General features: G+C 65.0%; 15 protein-coding genes and 2 tRNA genes. 10 read left to right on the top strand and 7 right to left on the bottom strand.

What is annotated here, in order from left to right:
• Positions 1 to 1,169: 1,169 nt before the first annotated feature.
• From rsmG to rpmH, 6 genes are read right to left on the bottom strand one after another with little or no spacing between them, the layout of a single operon-like run.
• A complete protein-coding gene (gene rsmG, locus BM287_RS00010; protein ID WP_090035563.1) occupies positions 1,170 to 1,796 on the bottom strand; it encodes a 16S rRNA (guanine(527)-N(7))-methyltransferase RsmG in 627 nt (208 codons plus the stop codon).
• Between the two features lie 15 nt (positions 1,797 to 1,811).
• Positions 1,812 to 2,354, bottom strand: coding sequence for a Jag family protein (locus BM287_RS00015; RefSeq protein WP_090035562.1), 543 nt, complete (start codon positions 2,352 to 2,354; stop codon positions 1,812 to 1,814).
• A gap of 16 nt (positions 2,355 to 2,370) precedes the next feature.
• Positions 2,371 to 3,336, bottom strand: a complete 966-nt coding sequence (gene yidC, locus BM287_RS00020) for a membrane protein insertase YidC (protein ID WP_090035560.1) — start codon at positions 3,334 to 3,336, stop codon at positions 2,371 to 2,373.
• A 9-nt stretch (positions 3,337 to 3,345) separates the two neighbouring features.
• Positions 3,346 to 3,675, bottom strand: coding sequence for a membrane protein insertion efficiency factor YidD (gene yidD / locus BM287_RS00025; RefSeq protein WP_090035559.1), 330 nt, complete (start codon positions 3,673 to 3,675; stop codon positions 3,346 to 3,348).
• Positions 3,672 to 4,049: a ribonuclease P protein component gene (gene rnpA / locus BM287_RS00030; protein WP_090035557.1), complete on the bottom strand. Its 378-nt coding sequence runs from the start codon at positions 4,047 to 4,049 to the stop codon at positions 3,672 to 3,674. Before rnpA ends, yidD begins: the two co-directional genes overlap by 4 nt.
• Before the next feature lie 25 nt (positions 4,050 to 4,074).
• Entirely contained in the window at positions 4,075 to 4,212 is a 138-nt protein-coding gene (gene rpmH / locus BM287_RS00035) for a 50S ribosomal protein L34 (RefSeq protein WP_090035555.1), read from the bottom strand.
• A gap of 440 nt (positions 4,213 to 4,652) precedes the next feature.
• Here rpmH and dnaA point away from each other — a divergent pair, with 440 nt between their 5' ends.
• The 10 genes from dnaA to BM287_RS00085 all read left to right on the top strand — a co-directional run bounded on the left by dnaA (position 4,653) and on the right by BM287_RS00085 (position 15,616).
• Positions 4,653 to 6,083: a chromosomal replication initiator protein DnaA gene (gene dnaA, locus BM287_RS00040; protein ID WP_090035554.1), complete on the top strand. Its 1,431-nt coding sequence runs from the start codon at positions 4,653 to 4,655 to the stop codon at positions 6,081 to 6,083.
• A 423-nt stretch (positions 6,084 to 6,506) separates the two neighbouring features.
• A complete protein-coding gene (dnaN, locus tag BM287_RS00045) occupies positions 6,507 to 7,652 on the top strand; it encodes a DNA polymerase III subunit beta (RefSeq protein ID WP_090035552.1) in 1,146 nt (381 codons plus the stop codon).
• A gap of 37 nt (positions 7,653 to 7,689) precedes the next feature.
• Positions 7,690 to 8,577, top strand: a complete 888-nt coding sequence (gnd, locus tag BM287_RS00050; protein ID WP_090035551.1) for a phosphogluconate dehydrogenase (NAD(+)-dependent, decarboxylating) — start codon at positions 7,690 to 7,692, stop codon at positions 8,575 to 8,577.
• 25 nt (positions 8,578 to 8,602) lie between these two features.
• Complete coding sequence (gene recF, locus BM287_RS00055; protein ID WP_090035549.1) at positions 8,603 to 9,769, top strand: DNA replication/repair protein RecF; 1,167 nt, start codon at positions 8,603 to 8,605, stop codon at positions 9,767 to 9,769.
• On the top strand, positions 9,762 to 10,277 hold the full coding sequence (locus BM287_RS00060) for a DciA family protein (protein WP_090035548.1): 516 nt from the start codon (positions 9,762 to 9,764) through the stop codon (positions 10,275 to 10,277). The genes recF and BM287_RS00060 overlap by 8 nt, the downstream gene beginning before the upstream one ends.
• Positions 10,278 to 10,400: 123 nt before the next feature.
• Positions 10,401 to 12,404 (top strand): DNA topoisomerase (ATP-hydrolyzing) subunit B, encoded by a 2,004-nt coding sequence (gene gyrB / locus BM287_RS00065; protein ID WP_090035546.1) that lies wholly within the window; start codon positions 10,401 to 10,403, stop codon positions 12,402 to 12,404.
• A 48-nt stretch (positions 12,405 to 12,452) separates the two neighbouring features.
• Entirely contained in the window at positions 12,453 to 15,002 is a 2,550-nt protein-coding gene (gyrA, locus tag BM287_RS00070) for a DNA gyrase subunit A (RefSeq protein ID WP_090035544.1), read from the top strand.
• Positions 14,992 to 15,405, top strand: coding sequence for a DUF3566 domain-containing protein (locus BM287_RS00075; protein WP_090035543.1), 414 nt, complete (start codon positions 14,992 to 14,994; stop codon positions 15,403 to 15,405). The genes gyrA and BM287_RS00075 overlap by 11 nt, the downstream gene beginning before the upstream one ends.
• Positions 15,406 to 15,455: 50 nt before the next feature.
• Positions 15,456 to 15,529, top strand: a tRNA-Ile gene (locus tag BM287_RS00080).
• Between the two features lie 14 nt (positions 15,530 to 15,543).
• A tRNA-Ala gene (locus tag BM287_RS00085) sits at positions 15,544 to 15,616 on the top strand.
• A 189-nt stretch (positions 15,617 to 15,805) separates the two neighbouring features.
• On the opposite strand, the gene BM287_RS00090 is transcribed toward BM287_RS00085, so the two are convergent.
• Positions 15,806 to 16,270, bottom strand: a complete 465-nt coding sequence (locus tag BM287_RS00090; RefSeq protein ID WP_090035541.1) for an Lrp/AsnC family transcriptional regulator — start codon at positions 16,268 to 16,270, stop codon at positions 15,806 to 15,808.
• Between the last annotated feature and the right edge of the window lie 40 nt (positions 16,271 to 16,310).

Genomic DNA, 16,310 nt, shown 5'->3' on the forward strand with positions numbered 1-16,310 from the left:
GACCAGCGGCAGCGGAGACCAGCGGCAGCGGAGACCAGCGGCAGCGGAGACCAGCGGCAGCGGAGACCAGCGGCAGCGGAGACCAGCGGCAGCGACCCCAAGCGCCAGCGCTATCTCGGTGAGGTAGGCGAGAGCGTCTCGCGAATGACCCTCTCCGATTCCCGGGCGGGGAAAACGGGCTTCGTGCCGTCCGTGAGGTCCACCCCTCATCACTGCTTCCGCACCTGGGCGCCCAGTTCGCCCCGTTTCACGTGAAACGCCAGCATGTCTGTCCAAATGCGCCGGCGAAGCCAGCCCTCGACTCGAGATCCATCCGCAGCCTCACCGAGAGGCAGACTCAGTTCACGTCGAGAGGCGACAGCGGCGTCCCACTCCTGATCGAAGCAGACAGACCGCGAGCGTCCGCATGTCGTGAACTGGATCCAAGCCGACTCACTTCAGAGACGGAACCAACGGGGGCTCCGACGACCCTCGGTGACTCCTTCCCTGCGCTAGTGTCGTCAGCATGGAGGGCGCGGCCGGCATGGCGATCCTCGTCTGGCTGTCTCCGATTCTCGTTCCGATACTCGCGGCTGGGGTCCTCGTCTTCGTGCAGCCCCTCCTGGTCGGAGTCGCGGTGGCGATAGGCACGTTAGTTGCGCAATCCGTCTATTGATTGACTCCTCGCCAGGACGGGCCGGGCGACGAAGTCCTGGGTTCTGACGACCCCTGGTCGCGTCTCGTTGCTCTCAGCGAATCTCCCCGAGCCCCGGGGGGTGGGGCGCAACCGGCCGACGAGTCGCCTGACCGAACGGTCCCAGGTCCAGAAGCGAACACCACTCGATGACGAAACGCGCGACGTCCGCCTCACACAGGCACATCACATCGCGCGAGCGCGCTGACACATGCGGCTTCCGCGATTGCCACACGTCCCGCTCGCAACGACACTGAAACCACGCGCGGCACGCCACCTCGTTGGCGCCAGCACCTCCGCCCGCGCGCTCGTTCCGAGCAGTTCCGCGACGCCACCCTCGCAAAACCAGGACGAGAAGCCGTCATCGGCAGCCCGAAAAAGAGCGGAAACGGCCGGCCGGCACTCCCACGGAAGGCCTTAGAACGGCTCTCACGCAAGCGAAGCGCGTGCTTCCGTTGTCTAGGAGGCATTCTCGGCCGCCGGCGACGGCGCCGACCTAGCGAATGACGGCCCGAATCACGCGGGTGACTTCATCCAGAACGCCTTCCCCGAGCATCAGAACCTCGATGTCGTGCACCGCGAACTTGCGGATCTCCTTTGCGGCAGCCTCGACCTCGGAGCTGGCGGCGGCGCCCTTCATCAGAACGAGTTCGCCGCCATCGCGAACCAGGGGAGCGGTCAGCGGGAGGAGCTTCCGGAATGCACTGACCGCCCGAGCCGTCACCTGGTCCAGCGGTCGGTCGAGCCGTGCATCCTCAGCCCGCGCGCGGGAGACCGTCACATTGGAAAGTCCCAGTTCATCCACCTGCTCCTTCAGCCACGCAACCCGGCGCTCCATCGGCTCGATCAGAACGAAGGACACATCCGGACGCGCAATTGCCAAGACCAGCCCTGGCAGGCCGGCGCCGCTTCCGACGTCGCCGACAAGGCCGGGCCGTAGCAGGGGAGCGACGATCACACAGTTCAGAATGTGTCGCGACCAGAGGCGGGGGAGTTCGAGCGGCCCGATGAGACCACGTTCTTCACCTTGATCGGCGAGGTTCCGGGAGAACTGCCGCGCGAGCCCGATCCGCTCGCCGAAGAGACCGGCCGCTGCGGAAGGTTCCTGTTCGAAGTCCGTCACTGTTTCACGTGAAACTTACGCAGCGGAGATGACGGTGTGGCGGTCGCGCCCCTCACCGTGCGACGTCGATACGTACCCGCGCTCCGAGACGAGGTCGTGCACGAGCTTGCGCTCATACGACGACATGGGCGGCAACTCCGCCTCGGCGGCGCCTTCCGTCAGTCGCTCGATGGCACGGTCTACGAGCCGCGCAAGCTCCGCCTGGCGTGCCTCACGGGAACCCGCGATATCGAGGATCAGACGCGAATAGCCGCCGGTCTTGTTCTGAACCGCGAGGCGGGTCAGCTCCTGGAGAGCTGCCACGGTGTCCGCCTGCGACAACACAGCGAGGTTGGAATCGTTCTCCGCGTTCACCGAGATGTACGCGCGACCGTTGCGCGTGTCGATGTCGATGTCGCCATCGATATCCGCGATGTCGAGCAATTCCTCGATGTAGTCGGCAGCGATGTCGCCTTCGCGATCGAGATCCGCCGGCGTCGGAGTTTCGGTGTCCTCGACGAGCGGAACGTTCTCGGAGACGTCCGAGGGCTCGGGGGAGGAGGTCTGCACGTCGGTCATCGGTTGGAGGTCCTCACTACTTTCCGGCCTGCTTCTTGGCGCGCGTCTTGCTCACGGGCTGGACGCGCTGGGCAGGCTGTCTCTTCGGCTGCTCTTCGACCGCCAGAACGGTTGAACCATCCTGAACCAGCTTGCCCTTCTTGGCGAGGCGTACCTCGCGCGCCTTCGCGGCATCCGATCCTGGCGTCGGCATGTTGCGGATCACCAGGAACTGCTGACCCATGGTCCACAGGTTCGAGGTCAGCCAGTAGAACATGACACCCAGGGGGAACGCGAAGCCCGAGAACAGGAAGACGAAGGGGAGCAGGTACAACAGGATGCGCTGCTGCTTGAACTGCGGGCTCGCCTTGGTCTCCGGCGACATGTTCTTGGAGACGATCTGCAGCTGAGTGAGGAACTGCGACCCCGTCATCAAAACAACCATAACGGCTGCTATCACCATGACGGCGATCTGCTGAGGGTGGGAGTTCATCGCTCCCTGGAAGCTCTGGTGCAGGGGAGCGACCCCGAACAGGGTCGAATTCCCGAACTGCTCGGCCAACTCTGCATTCAGAGGGCCGACTCCGGCGTGACCGCCCTGCGCACCGTTCAGCACCTGGAACAGCGAGAAGAACACCGGCATCTGCAGCAGCAGAGGGAGGCACGAACTCAGCGGGTTGGTACCCGTCTTCTTGTAGAGTTCCATGGTCTCGCGAGACATCGCCTCGCGAGAGAACTGGTCCTTCTTGCCCTTGTACTTGTCCTGGATCTTCTTCAGCTGGGGCGCGATCTCCAGCATCCTTCGCTGGTTCTTGATCTGTCGCACGAAGATCGGAATGAGGGCTGCACGAACGACCACCGTCAGACCGATGATCGCCAGCACCCAGGTGCCACCTGCTGCGGGGTCCAGCCCCATGAACGTGAAGAGCCCGTGGAAGGCGACCAGGATCAGCTCCACGACCCACTTGATAGGCCAGAGGATGGTACCGAAAATGTCAGGCATGACTAACTGCTAGGCCTTTCCGTGGCTGATGAAGCCGCCGTGGCTGGTGGAGACGACGAATCCGAACCGGGTCACCCGGTAGCGAGGCTTCCTCGCCGGGGGGACGTCGTCGACCCCTCCGGCCGCCCACGGGTGGCAGCGGGCTATGCGCCGGATGGCGAGCACGGATCCCACGATCACGCCGTGCTGCTGAATGGCCTGCAATGCGTAGGCCGAACACGACGGGTAGTAGCGGCAGACATCACCGTAGATCGGCGAGATCACAGCGCGATAGGCACGCAGTACCAGCACGGCCGCGTTCCGCGGCGCGAGGAGCACTGCTGCGATCGCGGTGTTCATGGACGGACGCTGCCCTTACTGGTGTGACTGCGGGTGGAGAAACGGATCGAGGCCCCGAGGAGCTCTTCGTGCAGGCTAGCCCACGGCGCTTGGGCGGAGGCTGGCAATGCGCGGACCACCACATCCACTCCCTGCCCGCCGGAGCGGAAGCCGGGGAGCAGCTCGTAGGCGGCAGCCTTGAGCCGACGACGAACGAGGTTGCGTTGAACCGCGTTGCCCACCGACTTGCTCACGATAAAGCCGAAACGCACCACGTCGGAGCCGGCATCGGGACGGACGTACGTCACAGTGCTCGCTCCAGTGAAGCGAGCGCCGCGTCGTACCACCGCCCGGTAATCCGCACCTCGCGTGATGCGATTCGCTTTGGCGAGCACCGGGAAGGCCCTCTACCGGGGAGGATCAGGCCGACAGCGTCTCGCGGCCCTTACGGCGACGAGCCGCGAGGATCGCACGACCCGCACGCGTACGCATGCGGAGGCGGAACCCGTGGGTCTTCGCGCGCTTGCGGTTGTTCGGCTGGAACGTTCTCTTGCTCATATCAATCTCCGTGGTGGTCTCTTCACAGGCCTGTGCTGAGAAAACGGCCAGCACGGGGAGGCCAGGAAAGTTTCAGGGCAGCCTAAACGGCTGAAGTCAACTGATTAAAACTACGGCCTTGCGGGGGCGAGGTCAAACCGATCGACCGAAAACCACCGATTATGCACGGTATTGGCAGCGAAGCGGCTTGCGACGCGCCGACGTATGCCGCGGATCGGATTTGATCGACGTTCTGTGGACAAGTTACCGTGAGGTCGAAAGTTATCCCCAGCCCATCCCAATTCCGGCCGGAGATCGCTACGGTATTTCTCACACAGCGGTGGATAACTCTGTGAATACCCACCGGCGGCATCCGAGCCGCCAACCCGACGAGAGTCACCGGGGGCGACTCGTTCCCTCGTCGGGCTGACGGCATCCGCAACAGACGAAGACGGGGAACGATGGCAGGCGGCGAAGAGTCCATAGCTACGGCATGGCAGGACGTGCTCGGCAAGCTCGAGACCGATGACCGCATCACCCCCCAGCTGTACGGCTTCCTCAGTCTGGTCGAGCCCAAGGGCATCATGGCCGGGACCTTCTACCTGGAGGTCCCCAACGAGTTCACTCGCGGGATGATCGAGCAGCGCAGCCGGCTCCCCCTGCTGAGTGCCATCGGCTCCCTCGACCACACCCTCGAGGTCAACACCTTCGCGATCGTCGTCAACCCCGAGATCCAGCAGGAGACCATGGCCGCGCCCACGGCCGAGCCCGAGAGCGCACCCTCCTACGTGGATCAGCCGGCCACGATGGTCAGCCCTCCGGCCGAGATCACGGCACCACCTCGTGGCGGCGACACCCGGCTCAACGCCAAGTACAGCTTCGACAACTTCGTCATCGGTCAGTCCAACCGCTTCGCGCATGCGGCTGCGGTCGCCGTGGCCGAGGCACCCGCGAAGGCGTACAACCCGCTCTTCATCTACGGCGACTCCGGGCTCGGCAAGACCCACCTCCTGCACGCCATCGGCCATTACGCCATGAGCCTGTACCCGGGCATCCGCGTCCGGTACGTGTCGTCGGAGGAGTTCACCAACGACTTCATCAACTCGATCGCCAACAACCGGGGGTCGTCGTTCCAGGCGCGCTACCGGAACATCGACATCCTGCTGATCGACGACATCCAGTTCCTGCAGCGAGCGGTCGAGACGCAGGAGGCGTTCTTCCACACCTTCAACACGCTCCACGACCACAACAAGCAGGTGGTCATCACCTCGGACCTCCCGCCGAAGCACCTGACGGGCTTCGAGGACAGGATGCGGTCCCGCTTCGAGTGGGGACTGATCACCGATGTCCAGGTTCCCGACCTCGAGACGCGCATCGCGATCCTGCGCAAGAAGGCGCAGAGCGAGAAGATCCAGGTGCCCGACGACATCCTCGAGTTCATGGCGTCGAAGGTGTCCAGCAACATCCGCGAGCTCGAGGGGACGCTGATCCGCGTCACCGCCTTCGCCAGCCTCAACCGCACGCCGGTCGACATGCCGCTGGTGCAGACGGTGCTGAAGGACCTGATCACGCTCGACGACGACAATGTCATCGCTCCGACCGACATCATCACCAACACGGCGGAGTACTTCAAGCTCAGCGTCGACGACCTCTACGGCTCGAGCCGCTCACAGGCGGTGGCCACCGCCCGTCAGATCGCCATGTACCTGTGCCGTGAGCTGACCAACCTCTCCCTTCCGAAGATCGGCCAGCTCTTCGGCGGACGCGACCACACCACCGTGATGTACGCGAACAAGAAGATCAGCGAGCTCATGAAGGAGCGGCGCTCGATCTACAACCAGGTGACCGAGCTCACCAGCCGGATCAAGCAGAACCACCGCTACGGCAAGTAGTCGACGACTCGTCGAGCGCCTCTGGACCCGCGAGTTATCCACATATCCATCCCCAGAGTGGGGAGAGTGCGTTATTAACACTTGTGGATAACTTGTGGATAGCTTCCGGACAACTCACCCCTTAATGGGGACGAACACCGAGCCGCTGTGAAAAGCGCCGCCTCGGGCCAGGGCCGACGGATCACTGTGAACACCCGGATTCCTCAGGTCATCAACAAGTCACCGCGGTGTAGTTCCCGCTGTTCGCCTGGCTTCAACAGAGTTATCCACATTCTCCACAGCGGTTAACACGATTACTTCTTAACTCTTCTTGAAGGGGGCGGGCGAGAACCTCAAGGGCTGAGGCCTTCGCCGCTTCCGCGTCACAGGCCAGGGGCTAGGATTTGTCACGTCCGTTATCCGTGAGCCGACAGAGGTGACTTCGTGAAGTTCCAAGCCAATCGGGATGTGTTCAGCGAGGCCGTCTCGTTTGCCGTGAAGCTCCTCCCTCAGCGGACCACCCTCCCGATCTTGAGCGGTGTGCTGATCGAGACGACCGACGCCGGCCTCAGGCTGTCGTCGTTCGACTACGAAGTCTCGGCCCAGACCGAGATCTCCGCCGAGGTGGAAGAACCGGGTCGCGTCCTCGTCTCCGGACGACTGCTGGCGGAGATCGCCTCCAAGCTTCCGAACGCACCCGTGCAGTTCTCGACGGAGGAATCGAAGATCGTCGTCCGCGCCGGTTCGGCGAACTTCACCCTGCTGTCCATGCCGGTCGAGGAATATCCGAGCATCCCGCAGGTCAGCGGCGAAGCGGGGCTGGTCCCGGCCGAGGAGTTCGCGGAGGCGGTCGCTCAGGTCGGTGTCGCCGCGTCGCGAGACGATGTGACCCCCGTGATCACGGGCGTCCAGCTCGAGGTCGGGGACAACACCCTCGGACTCGTCGCCACCGACCGGTATCGCGTCGCCGTCCGGGAGATCGACTGGGACAACGGGACCACCTCCGGCGAGTCCGTGACGGCACTGGTGCCGGCTCGGACCCTGACAGAGATCGGCAAGACGTTCGGCCACAGCGGCACCGTCTCGATCTCGATCACCAATCGCGACGACCGTGAGCTGATCGCCTTCACCGCCGACAAGAAGACCGTGACCTCCCTGCTGATCAAGGGCAACTTCCCGCCCGTCCGGCGGCTCTTCCCCGAGCAGGTCGACAACTACGCGGTGATCAACACCGCCGAGCTCATCGAAGCGACCCGCCGCGTCTCGCTGGTTCTCGAGCGCGAGGCAGCGCTCCGCTTCACCTTCACCGCCGATGGACTGACGCTGGAAGCGATCGGATCCGAGCAGGCGCAGGCATCCGAGAGCATCGACGCTCTTCTCACTGGCCAGGAGACGGTGGTTTCATTGAAGCCGCAGTTCCTGCTCGATGGTCTCGGGGCGGTGCACTCGGAATTCGTGCGCATCTCGTTCACCAAGACCGAGAATCCCAACAAGCCGGGGCCTGTGCTCATCACGAGCCAGACGTCGAAGGATCAGTCGGGAGCGGACTCGTACAAGTACCTGCTCCAGCCGAACCTGCTCCTGCGCTAGTTCCCGGCGCCGCTGAAGCAACAGAAGAAGGACAATCATGCACATCGGCCTCATCGGACTCGGACGCATGGGCAACAACATGCGCGCCCGTCTCGAGAAGAACGGCATCGACGTCACCGGTTACGACACGAACCCCGAGGTCTCGGACGTCGCGACGATCGCCGACCTGGTGGCCGCCCTTCCGGCCCCGCGCACTGTGTGGGTCATGGTTCCCGCCGGCGCCATCACGGATTCGGTCATCCGCGAGCTCGAGCCCGTCCTGGAGAAGGGCGACCTGGTCATCGATGGAGGCAACTCCAAGTTCACCGAGGACTTCGCACATTCGGCTCTGCTCGCTCCGCGGGGCATCGACTTCATGGATGCCGGAGTCTCCGGTGGCATCTGGGGCCTCGAGAACGGGTACGGACTCATGGTCGGCGGCTCTGCCGTGCAGGTGGAGCGTGTGATGCCGGTGTTCGACGCCCTGCGTCCCGAAGGTCCGCGCGACGAAGGTTTCGTCCATGTCGGCGAGGTCGGTGCCGGTCACTACGCGAAGATGGTGCACAACGGCATCGAGTACGCGCTCATGCAGGCCTATGCCGAAGGCTACGAGCTCCTCGACACCCGCAAGGACATCATCAAGGACGTCACCGGGACCTTCAAGGCGTGGCAGCGCGGAACCGTCGTGCGCTCCTGGCTGCTCGACCTGCTGGTGCGCGCACTCGAGCAGGATCCGGAGTTCGAGCACATCGAAGGCTACGTGCAGGACTCGGGCGAAGGCCGCTGGACCATCGAGGAAGCGCTCAACAACGCCGTCCCGGTTCCGACGATCAGCGCCTCGATCTTCGCGCGGTTCGTCTCGCGCCAGGAGGACTCGCCGGCGATGAAGGCTGTCGCCGCGCTGCGCAACCAGTTCGGCGGCCACGCCGTGAAGGCTGTGGACTGAGAATCCCGGCCGGCCGAAAATCTCTGTGCGTGTCACACATCTCTCCCTGACCGACTTCCGCAACTACCGCACGGCGGAGGTGCCGTTCGCGGCCGGCGCGAATCTGTTCGTCGGCCGCAACGGCCAGGGAAAGACCAACCTCGTGGAGTCGCTCGGCTACCTGAGCACGCTCGGATCGCATCGGGTGTCGAGCGACCAGGCGATGATCCGCAAGGACGCCGACGCCGGGATCGTCCGCGCCAGGATCCAGCACGACGGCCGCGAGCTCCTCATCGAGGTGCAGCTGAACCGCGGCTCGGCCAATCGGGCGCAGGTCAATCGCGGGGCCATCAAGCCCCGCGAGCTGCCGCGATACTTCTCCAGCGTGCTCTTCGCTCCGGAGGATCTGGCGCTGGTCCGCGGAGAGCCGGGCATCCGTCGCCGATTCCTCGACCAGCTGCTGATCCAAAGGAATCCGCGGTTCTCGGCCGTGATCGCCGACTACGAACGGGTGCTGAAGCAGCGCAACACCCTCCTCAAGTCGGCCCGTGCCTCGCGGGTGCGCGAGGACCAGCTCGGCACCCTGGAGATCTGGGACGACCGCCTCGTCCAGCTGGGCTCTGAGCTGATCGACGCACGACTCGACCTGATCGAACGGCTGAGCGATCCGCTGATCGCGACGTACCGCTCGGTTGCGGGCGACGATCACCATCCCCGGCTGATTCCTCAGCTCACCATCCTCGGCGCGCATGTCGAGGACGACGATGGGGCGGAGCCCGACGATGTGACCGGCTCAGCCGGTGTCGCGACGACCGAGGCGTTCCGCCGCGCACTGTCGGCCGTGCGCCGCAAAGAACTGGAGCGCGGACTCACCCTGGTCGGACCGCACCGGGATGACGTGCTGTTCGAGCTGAACGAGCTCCCCGCCAAGGGCTACGCCAGCCATGGCGAGTCGTGGTCCTTCGCTCTGGCTCTGAAGCTGGCGTCCGCGGAGTTGCTGCGGCGCGAGTCCACCACGGGCGACCCCGTCCTCATCCTCGACGACGTGTTCGCCGAGCTGGACCAGGCCCGGCGTCGGAAGCTTGCAACCGCCGTAGCCGGTTACGAGCAGGTCCTCATCACGGCGGCCGTGCTCGACGATGTGCCCGAGGAGCTCACGGCGCACACCGTGCGCATCGAGGCCGGCGCGATCGTGGAGGATCCGGATGCCTGAACGGATCCCGAGGGGAGTCGATGCAGGCGACAGCAGTGAAGCGAGCGCCGTGTACCTGCGGCTCAAAGCGCTCTTCACCGGAACGCCGTCGCGGGGCCGGCGGACCGCGCGACGCGAGGATCAGCCAGGGGTGAGCAAGCCGTTCGGCTCGGGCCGGGATCCGCACGGCGTCGGGGATGTTGTGGATGCGCTGGCCGCGCAGCTCGGCTGGACCTCGCCGCTGGCCCAGTCCGACCTGCTCGACGGCTGGCGTGAGCTGGCCGGCGAGGAGATCGCGAAGCACGCCATCCCGGACCAGATCGCCGACGGTGTGCTGGTCGTGCGCTGCGAGTCGACCGCGTGGGCGACGCAGCTGCGCATGATGAGGTCTGAGCTTCTCGCGCGGATCGCGGATCGCTTCCCGAACGCGGGCATCGAGTCGATCCACATTCAGGGCCCCGACGTCCCCTCGTGGAAAAGAGGCCCCAGGTCGATTCCAGGGCGCGGTCCGCGCGATACTTACGGCTGAGAGCGCAAAAGAGGTCGCCTCGTGCAGGAAAATGCGTCAGACGGCCGTTTTCGGGCAATTCGCCGCTTCGCACTTGGTAGAATGGAGAGTCACTGTCGAGTGCGGTCAGGAGCCTAATTTCATATGACGATGGAACCGAACAGGGCCGAGGCGGAACACGATTACGGCGCGAATGAGATCCAGGTCCTCGAAGGTCTCGAAGCCGTCCGCAAGCGACCCGGAATGTACATCGGTTCCACCGGTCCCCGGGGTCTCCACCACTTGGTCTACGAGATCGTCGACAACTCGGTCGACGAAGCGCTCGCGGGGCATGCCGACAACATCGAAGTGACCATCCTCGCCGACGGCGCCGTGCGCGTGGTCGACAACGGCCGCGGCATCCCGGTCGACGAGCATCCGGTCGAGAAGAAGTCGACCGTCGAGGTCGTCCTCACGATCCTGCACGCCGGCGGAAAGTTCGGCGGCGGCGGATACGCCGTGTCCGGTGGACTGCACGGCGTCGGCAGCTCGGTCGTGAACGCGTTGTCCGCGCGGCTCGACATCGAGGTGTACCGGCAGGGATACGTCTGGCGCCAGAGCTACCGCAATGGTGTGCCGGAGGCGCCGCTCGAGCAGGGCGAGGCATCCGACCGGACCGGGACCACGATCACCTTCTGGCCCAGCACCGAGACGTTCGAGACGGTGGTCTTCGACTACGAGACGCTCCGGACCCGCTTCCAGCAGATGGCCTTCCTGAACAAGGGGCTGCGGATCGCGCTGACCGACGAGCGCCCGCCGGAGATCGAGCCGGTCGAAGGCGAAGTGGATGACGAGATCCTCACCGCGCGCCACGACGTCTTCCGGTACGAGAACGGGCTGATGGACTACGTCCACTACCTCAACTCCGCCAAGAAGGCGGAGGTCGTCCACGACGAGATCATCTCGTTCGAGTCGGAGGACACCGATCGCAAGATCGCCCTCGAAGTCGCCATGCAGTGGACGACGAGCTACAACGAGAGCGTCTTCACCTACGCGAACACGATCAACACGCACGAGGGCGGAACCCATGAAGAGGGCTTCCGCGCCGCGCTCACCACGCTGGTCAACCGGTATGCGCGCGAGAAGGGCATCCTCAAGGAGAAGGACGACAACCTCTCCGGCGACGACGTGCGCGAGGGTCTGACCGCAGTGATCTCCGTGAAGCTTTCCGAGCCGCAGTTCGAAGGCCAGACCAAGACCAAGCTCGGCAACACCGAGGCGAAGGCGTTCGTCCAGAAGGTCGTCGGCGACCAGCTCGGCGACTGGTTCGACCGCAACCCGAACCAGGCGAGAGACATCATCCGCAAAGCGCTGCAGGCGGCCACCGCCCGCCTCGCCGCCCGCAAGGCGCGCGAGACGGCGCGACGCAAGGGCCTCCTCGAGAGCGGCGGGATGCCCGGCAAGCTCAAGGACTGCCAGTCGAAGGACCCGACGGTCTCCGAGATCTTCATCGTCGAGGGCGACTCGGCCGGCGGTTCCGCGGTGCAAGGCCGCAACCCCGAGACGCAGGCGATCCTGCCGCTGCGTGGCAAGATCCTGAACGTGGAGAAGGCCCGCCTCGACCGGGCCCTCGCGAACAACGAGGTCCAGGCGATGATCACGGCGTTCGGCGCCGGGATCGGCGAGGACTTCAACCCGGACAAGGCGCGGTATCACAAGATCGTGCTCATGGCCGACGCGGATGTCGACGGCCAGCACATCACGACGCTGCTGCTCACGCTGCTGTTCCGTTACATGCGCCCGATGATCGAGCTCGGCTACGTCTATCTCGCGCAGCCGCCGCTCTACCGGCTCAAGTGGACGAACGCCGACCACGAGTACGTCTACTCCGATCGCGAGAGGGACGCGTTCATGGCGGACGGGCTCGCGGCCGGCAAGCGCATCCCGAAGGACAACGGCGTGCAGCGGTACAAGGGTCTCGGTGAGATGGACTACCAGGAGCTGTGGGAGACCACCATGAACCCGGAGACGCGGACGCTGCTCCAGGTGACGCTCGACGATGCGGCCGCCGCGGACGAGATCTTCGCCACGCTGATGGGCGAGGACGTGGAGTCGCGCCGCTCGTTCATCCAGAAGAACGCCAAGGACGTGCGGTTCCTCGACATCTGACGCTGACGCGCCGATGAACTGCTGAGTGACCACGAGGAAGAGAAGACTGTGACGGACGAAGAGAACGTGTCGGGAGACGGAGCCGGCTTCGGCATCCACGGGAGGATCGACCAGGTCGACCTCCAATCGGAGATGCAGCGGTCGTACCTCGACTACGCCATGTCGGTCATCATCGGGCGCGCGCTGCCCGAGGTGCGCGACGGCCTGAAGCCGGTGCACCGCCGCGTCATCTATGCGATGTTCGACGGCGGTTACCGGCCGGACAAGGCGTTCTCCAAGTGCGCCCGTGTTGTCGGCGACGTGATGGGCCAGTTCCACCCGCACGGCGACTCGGCGATCTACGATGCCCTGGTCCGGCTGGTCCAGCCGTGGAGCCTTCGCTACCCGCTCGCGCTCGGCCAGGGCAACTTCGGCTCCCCGGGCAACGATGGCGCCGCGGCGCCGCGGTACACCGAGACGAAGATGGCTCCGCTCGCACTGGAGATGGTGCGCGACATCGACGAGGAGACCGTCGACTTCCAGGACAACTACGACGGTCGCACGAAGGAGCCGGCGGTCCTGCCCAGCCGCTTCCCGAACCTCCTGGTGAACGGATCGGTCGGTATCGCGGTCGGCATGGCCACGAACATCCCGCCGCACAACCTCCGCGAAGTCGCGGACGGCGCCCTCTGGTACCTGCAGCACCCGGACGCCCCGCGCGAGGAGCTGCTCGAGGAGCTCATCAAGCGGATCAAGGGACCGGACTTCCCGACCGGGGCGCAGATCCTCGGTGTGAAGGGCATCCAGGACGCGTACCGCACCGGCCGCGGTTCGATCACGATGCGTGCCGTCGTCACGATCGAGGAGATCCAGGGCCGCGTCTGCCTCGTCGTCACCGAGCTGCCGTACCAGGTGAACCCCGACAACCTGGCCATCAAGATCGCCGACCTCGTCAAAGAGGGCCGTATCGGCGGCATCGCCGACATCCGCGACGAGACCTCCGGCCGCACCGGACAGAGACTCGTCATCGTGCTCAAGCGGGACGCCGTCGCGAAGGTCGTCCTCAACAACCTCTACAAGCACACCCAGCTGCAGGAGAACTTCGGCGCGAACATGCTCGCGATCGTGGACAACGTCCCGCGCACGCTGTCGCTCGAGGGGTTCATCGTCGCCTGGGTCGACCACCAGGTCGAGGTCATCGTCCGCCGCACCCGGTACCGGCTGCGGAAGGCGGAGGAGCGTGCGCACATCCTGCGCGGATACCTCAAGGCGCTGGATGCGCTGGACGACGTCATCGCGCTGATCCGCCGTTCTCCCACCGTCGAGGATGCGCGCGACGGCCTCAAGGACCTGCTCGACGTCGACGACGTGCAGGCGGACGCGATTCTGGCGATGCAGTTGCGCCGGCTCGCGGCGCTCGAGCGTCAGAAGATCATCGAGGAGCACGACAAGATCGAGAAGGAGATCGCCGAGTACCTGGCGATCCTCGACGACCCGGCGCGTCAGCGCTCGATCATCAGCGAAGAGCTCACCGAGATCGTCGACCGGTTCGGCGACGACCGGCGCACCGAGATCATGTTCGGCTACGACGGCGACATGAGCGTCGAGGACCTCATCCCCGAAGAGGAGATGGTGGTCACCGTGACCCGCGGCGGCTACATCAAGCGGACGCGGAGCGACAACTACCGCAGCCAGCACCGCGGCGGCAAGGGCGTGAAGGGTGCGCAGCTGCGCGGCGAGGATGTCGTCGACCACTTCTTCGTGACGACGACGCACCACTGGCTCCTCTTCTTCACCAACCAAGGCCGCGTCTATCGCGCGAAGGCGTACGAGGTGCAGGAGGCCGGCCGCGACGCGAAGGGCCAGCACGTGGCCAACCTGCTGGCGCTGCAGCCGGGGGAGGACATCGCCGAGATCCTCGACATCCGCGACTATCAGGCGGCGAAGTATCTGGTGCTCGCCACCCGCGACGGACTCATCAAGAAGACCGCACTGGACGAGTACGACACCAACCGCACGGGCGGCATCATCGCCATCAAGCTGCGGGAGGGCGACGAGCTCGTCTCGGCGCTGCTGGTCGAGGAGGACTCGGACCTGCTGCTGGTCTCCCGCAAGGGCATGTCCATCCGCTTCACCGCGTCCGACGAGGCGCTGCGTCCGATGGGACGTTCGACCTCCGGCGTGATCGGGATGCACTTCCGCGGCGACGACAGACTGCTCGACGCGTCGGTCGTCTCGGACGAGGGATTCGTGTTCGTCGTCACCGAGGGCGGCTACGCGAAGCGCACCGCGGCCGACCAATATCGCCTGCAGGGCCGAGGCGGACTGGGCATCAAGGTGGCCAAGCTGCACGACGATCGCGGTGACCTCGTGGGGTCCCTGATCGTGGGCGAAGACGACGAGGTCCTTGTGGTTCTTGCCAGCGGCAAGGTGGTACGCTCTGCCGTGGCCGAGGTACCTGCCAAGGGCCGCGACACCATGGGTGTCGTCTTTGCACGTTTCGCCGAGTCGGACAAGATCATCGCACTGGCGAAGAACACCGAACGCGCCCTCGAAGTCTCCCTTCCCGCGGAGGACGACGAGGCGGTCGGGAAGGATGAAACCGTAGATGAGCAGTAGTGTCGCCGAGAAGTTGGCCAAGAAGTCGTCCCGACGACCCGCAACCGCGAAGCAGGTGCGGCTCAAGCTGGTCTATGTCGACTTCTGGTCCACCGTGAAGCTGTCGTTCCTCGCCGGCATCTGCCTGGCCGTCATCGCGATCGTCGGCACGTTCCTCATCTGGACCGTGCTCGACCGCACCGGCATCTTCGACCAGATCAACAGCCTGTTCAAGGACATCTCGGGCGCCGGCGGCAGCGACCTCCGTTCCATCCTGGGTCTCGGGCAGGTCATGGGCTTCTCGCTGATCGTGGCCATCCTCGACATCGTCGTGGTGACCGCTCTCGGCGCTGTTTTCGCCCTCCTGTACAACCTCTCGGTGAAGATCACCGGGGGCCTCCTGGTCGGTTTCACCAACAACTGATCGATTTCACAATGCCTGGGCGGATCGGGTAGTCTCGTATCTGCCCATTCGGGGATATAGCTCAGGCGGTTAGAGCGCTTCGCTGATAACGAAGAGGTCCGAGGTTCAAGTCCTCGTATCCCCACCCTGTGTCCATTCGGGGCCTTAGCTCAGTTGGTAGAGCGCCTGCTTTGCAAGCAGGATGTCAGGAGTTCGAATCTCCTAGGCTCCACATTTGCGGACACGCGCGTGGCGTGTGTCCGCGGGGGAAGCTAGGCTTGACGCGCAGGACGCCCCCGGGCCTCCCGCACCCAGCCAACACCCCGCCCCGCGGGGCGTTGTGTTTTCTACGGGTGCCAGACGTATTCGTCCACCGTGATGGATCGGATGCGCGCGACGATCTTGTAGAGCTGCGTCTGGTTCAGTCGGTGGGCGGGACGACCGGGCGGCTGGGGATCGGGCTCGAGTAGGAGACGCTCGTCGTGACGCTGCCGAGCGTCCCGACCGCGCCGCTGATCTGCTCCAGGTGCCGCATGGAGGTGGCGACCACCTTGAGGATGAAGCAGTCGTCGCCGGTCACGTGATGCGCCTCCACCACTTCCGGAATCCCGGTCAGCAGGTCGTACAGCGGCGAGTACTGGCTGCTCGGGTAGCGCAGCCGCAGGTAGGCGAGGATGCCGTAGCCGAGCCGTTCGGGCTCGACGACCGCACGGTAGCCCGCGATCACGCCTGCCTCCTCCAGCCTCCGGACGCGTTCCGCGACCGCGCTGTTCGACATGTGGACGGTGCGTGCAAGTTCGGCGATCGACTGACGGCCGTCGCGCTGCAACTCCGCGAGCAGCGTTCTGTCGGTGCTGTCGGCGATGAACGGAGAATTGGCGGCCATAGCGGGATTCTTCCACGAGATCGACGGTAGATACTGCCGG

This window comes from Leifsonia sp. CL147 (assembly GCF_900114565.1).
GTDB lineage: Bacteria > Actinomycetota > Actinomycetes > Actinomycetales > Microbacteriaceae > Leifsonia.